This is a genomic window from Yoonia sp. (assembly GCF_036007805.1).
In the GTDB taxonomy this organism is placed as follows: domain Bacteria; phylum Pseudomonadota; class Alphaproteobacteria; order Rhodobacterales; family Rhodobacteraceae; genus Yoonia.
Map to the genome: position 1 here is coordinate 1 of NZ_DASYOK010000129.1, position 3,939 is coordinate 3,939.

The 3,939-nt window shown below is 62.0% G+C and carries 6 protein-coding genes; all 6 read right to left on the reverse strand.

Annotated elements, in window-relative coordinates; translation table 11 throughout:
• Window positions 1–10: 10 nt before the first annotated feature.
• Complete coding sequence (locus tag VGP75_RS07130; RefSeq protein WP_327542992.1) at window positions 11–1,957, reverse strand: beta strand repeat-containing protein; 1,947 nt, start codon at window positions 1,955–1,957, stop codon at window positions 11–13.
• Between the two features lie 10 nt (window positions 1,958–1,967).
• Window positions 1,968–2,333, reverse strand: coding sequence for a hypothetical protein (locus VGP75_RS07135; protein WP_327542993.1), 366 nt, complete (start codon window positions 2,331–2,333; stop codon window positions 1,968–1,970).
• Window positions 2,334–2,390: 57 nt separating this feature from the next.
• A complete protein-coding gene (locus VGP75_RS07140; RefSeq protein ID WP_327542994.1) occupies window positions 2,391–2,753 on the reverse strand; it encodes a hypothetical protein in 363 nt (120 codons plus the stop codon).
• Window positions 2,750–2,926 carry a hypothetical protein gene (locus VGP75_RS07145; protein ID WP_327542995.1) on the reverse strand — a complete coding sequence of 59 codons (177 nt, stop codon included), beginning with the start codon at window positions 2,924–2,926 and terminating at the stop codon, window positions 2,750–2,752. The genes VGP75_RS07140 and VGP75_RS07145 overlap by 4 nt, the downstream gene beginning before the upstream one ends.
• Window positions 2,923–3,144, reverse strand: coding sequence for a hypothetical protein (locus VGP75_RS07150; RefSeq protein ID WP_327542996.1), 222 nt, complete (start codon window positions 3,142–3,144; stop codon window positions 2,923–2,925). The genes VGP75_RS07145 and VGP75_RS07150 overlap by 4 nt, the downstream gene beginning before the upstream one ends.
• Window positions 3,141–3,939, reverse strand: a 799-nt coding sequence (locus VGP75_RS07155) for a glycoside hydrolase family 108 protein (RefSeq protein WP_327542997.1), incomplete at its 5' end; no start/stop codon positions are given. The genes VGP75_RS07155 and VGP75_RS07150, both read right to left, overlap by 4 nt.

Below are 3,939 nucleotides of genomic sequence, written 5' to 3' on the forward strand. Positions count from 1 at the left end.
TCGCTCTCCATTATAGTGATATTAATTTCCCGCGACGCGCTGATGGCGCAAGCGTGCCGTCGCGCGCTGATGGCGCGAGCATTCCGCCGTTGCCCGAATTTGCAGGACTTGCTCGGCGGCGCTTGCTGAGTTCAAGCGTTGTGCCAATGCCGGTTTGTGGGGATGCCGCGCCAGTTCCAGAACCAAAGACCGCACGGACGCCAAATCCAGCAGCAATCTGGACAGCAACAACGCCATCACCCTGCGCGCTGACGGTGCGTGTCGCGCTGCCAGTTCCGATCTGGGGTAGGGCAGCGCTTTCCCCCGCGCCAGCAACGAGACGCAGGCCTGCACCGCCACCTGTCTGCGCTGATGCCGTGCCGCCGCCTTGGCCGTTTGTCACATCCAGCGAAGTGCCGCTGCCGGTTTGCAATGAAGCTGCGCCGTCGCCGCTACCGGCGATCAATCGCAGTCCTGCGCCTGATGCAATTTGTGAAGGTGCGACACTTTGGCCGCCACCTGTGATTAGCCGCAGTCCCGTGCCTGTTGCGGTATGCGCTGAAGCAACGCCCGCGCCTGTGCCTGTGACGGCACCAACAACCGCACCGCTGCCGTTCGCAGCCTGTGCGGAAACAACCCCGGTCCCGCTGCCTGTCACAACAGGGGCGGCGCTGCCTGCACCGAATTGCGCAGATACTGCACCAGCACCAGAACCGCCAACAATGCGTTCACCTGTGCCGATCGACGTTTGCGAAGGCGTTGCAGCTACGCCGGAACCACCAACAGCGCGCAGCGCAACCCCCGCAGCGGCCTGCGCCTCTACCGTGGCCCCGCCTGTCCCGCTGACTGTGCGCCCTGCAGCACCGCTGCCGGTCTGTGCGATTGTGGTCGCCAAACCTAAGCCGGTGACCTCGCGCTCACCCGCGCCGCTACCCGTCTGGCTTGATTCCGTGCCCGCGCCCGCGCCTGTCGATTCACGTTCTGCCGTGCCCGTTGCAGTCTGCGCCGATACCGTACCTGCACCAGTACCCGTGACGGGTGCTACTACAGCACCATATCCAGCTGCCGTTTGCGCAGATACGGCTCCTGTGCCACTCCCTGTGATTTCGCTACCGCCCGCAGCGGGCGTAAACCGGATATAGACGACACCACGACCGCCATCAGCACCGGCTGCGCCACGCTGACCACCGCCACCGCCGCCCAGCCCGTCTGTTCCCGCTACTGCAAACTGATGTGTGTCCCCACCGTTGCCTGAGCCACCACTACCGCCGCCCCCGTCGCCTCCTATACCTCTTGTACCATTGAAGTAAGGGACGCCTTGACCAGCGCCACCGCCGCCGCCAGCGTAAATGACAGCAGAGCCTGTAATGCTATTAGAAAGACCGTCGCCCCCGTTGCCGACATCGCTTGTGTTACCAGCTTCTGATGCACCGCCGCCACCGCCGCCTTGATCCCCAGCAGAGGGCGCATCGCCGCCATCGTTACCTTGACCAGTCGTTCCCAAGCCGCCAGCGCGCGGACCGTCAGAGCCGCTACCGCCGCCAGAACCGCCTGTGCGGCCTACGTTTTTGGTCAGATCGCCAAAGTCCAAACCGCGACCACCACCGCCACCACCAAGAGCGGCTGTAGGTGCGTTTGTACCTACAATAGAGGAGTTTCCTCCGGTTTCGCCTTCATCGGCAAACCCGTCTGATGCAGCACCAGCAAACGGTCCCCCAGCGCCGCCTTGCCCAACAGTAACGCTGTATGTCTCAGCAGATACCGTGAAAGTGCCAGCAAGCATACCGCCCGCTCCGCCGCCAGCACCCGCGTTGCCAAATTCCCCAGCACCGCCGCCACCGCCGCCCGCAACAATCAGGTACTCTACCGTTCCACCCGCCGAAAACGTAATAGAGCCGTCAGCGGCAAACTCATAAAGTTCGTCGCCAGCGACTTGGGTGTTGGTAGGTGATCCGGTTGTGCCGGTGACGGTGGGCATAGACTATGCCTTACGCTGGCTGTGTGTGGGTATAGCTGGACATTGACACGGTATCGCCCGCGCCGATGGTCAGGCTGGATAGCTCAATATCCCCGCCGCCGCCGGTCGCCGTCACGCTGACAGTAAACACAGGGGCCGCCGCGCTGGTCCTGAAAACCGCTTTTGTAATTGCGCCACCTGCCGCGCTGCTGTCTGCCGTGATGGCATTCGCTGTTGCGGTGCCGTTCAATGCCGCGCCGAACGCCGGAGTCCCGAGCGTCAGAGTTGCAACTTCCGCGTCGGCGGATGTCTGAAATTGAATTGTGCCGCCGTCAAGTTGATCGACAACCGCGTCACACGCAGCATTGCGCGCCACCGTCTCAAGAACTACTGCCATTTTGTTTTCTCCTAATGTTTGGCCATATATGGCCGGTTTGGTTGATTGTTTGCCGGATCACTTGCGCAGCCGGTCGATCCCCAGCACGCCAAAGATTGCCATCACGATCAGACCCGCCCATTCATCCAGCGGCGCTGGCAGGGCAGCCACAGTCCAGTCCTGGGGATAGGCACACCCTGCGCACCAGAACACCGAATACAGCAGCACAGCAGACCACCAGAACGCCAGTGGCAGAGCAAAGACCAGCATCAACCAGAAGCCACCTGCGCGCATGAAGTCGGGTCGCGTGCGATAATGTTCACGGATGATATCCGCCTTCAGCTTGTCGCGATCCGTCTGTGCTGTGACAGTCCGATCGACAGTTGTCAGCACGCGATCGAGCACGCCCCCCGTCAGCCATTTCAGCAATGCGTGGATCATGACAGCATCCAGCCAAGTGTCAGCCCAAATGACAGGACCGATGATGCGCCTGCAAAGAAGAGAACGGACGGCTCTGTCCAGCTGAAGCGCGTCACGGCCAGCAGCAGGCCGCAGATCCAGACCACACCTGCCACACCCAAGGCAACGGCAAGGTCAGCCAGCAGCGCCATCATTCTGAGCGGCCCCACTTGCGCCAAACAGCAATCGCTGCAAGACCATTTGCTAGGATCGATGCGAGGTAGGCCGCGACGGCGCGGACATCGATCGGGTGCAGGTCGAACATGCCGGTTGCGTGATCATAAGTGCCGTAGCCAGCCATCGCTACCACTGTAGCAATGCCAGCCAGAACAGCGAAAATGTAAACGCCGAAACGTGCATTGGTGAAATTCATGGCCGTGATCCTTCCGCGATCCGTTGATATGCGTCTGCTCGTTCTTTGTCGTGGCGTGCGCGGCCGAGCAGGATGACCGCAATGAAAACAACTGCAACGCCAATGCCAATGAGGCCCCATGTCGGCAGGTCTGCCAGCGTTGCACCACCAGCACCGCCGACAGGCAGCGCCGCTGCGCCTGCTTGCTCCTTTTGCGCCTTGGCTTGCGCCTGCGCTTTCTGATCGAGCAACACAGGCCGCACGTCCGACCCTTTGGCAGATGCCGCCATGCGGACACCAACAGCCTCGACAGATGCGACGCGGCGCGACCAACCACGCCCAAAGGTGCTGAAGGTGCGCAACCCGCGCAGGAACCCCATGCGCAGGGCGCAGGCTTTTACGACGACCGCTACGGGATCCGCCTTGGCGGCGGCGCCGACAGTCACTGGGCCAACCTTGCCGTCAGCACCGACGCCGAGCGATCGTTGCAACCACTGCGCGCCGCGCCGCACACCGCTGTTGACGGCCGGGTCAAAGGTCACCAGGTCAACGCCTGTGGGCAGCTCATCACCGCGCACCTTGTTCCAATAGTTGTGCCGGTAGATTTGGCGCGCCTCGGCTTTTGTCAGGTTCTTCACCTGGGCAACGGTCTGTGGCCGGCCGCGATATGCGGACAGTGTGCCGATCGTGATGCCCCAGTTGGTGGCACCGCCCGGATCCTTGGGGTGGTTCACAAAGCCGCCTTCATGCGCGAAGATTTCGTCCATGCAGGCGGGAAAGTTTGATGCAGTCATCGGTCTCTCCGATACAAAAAAG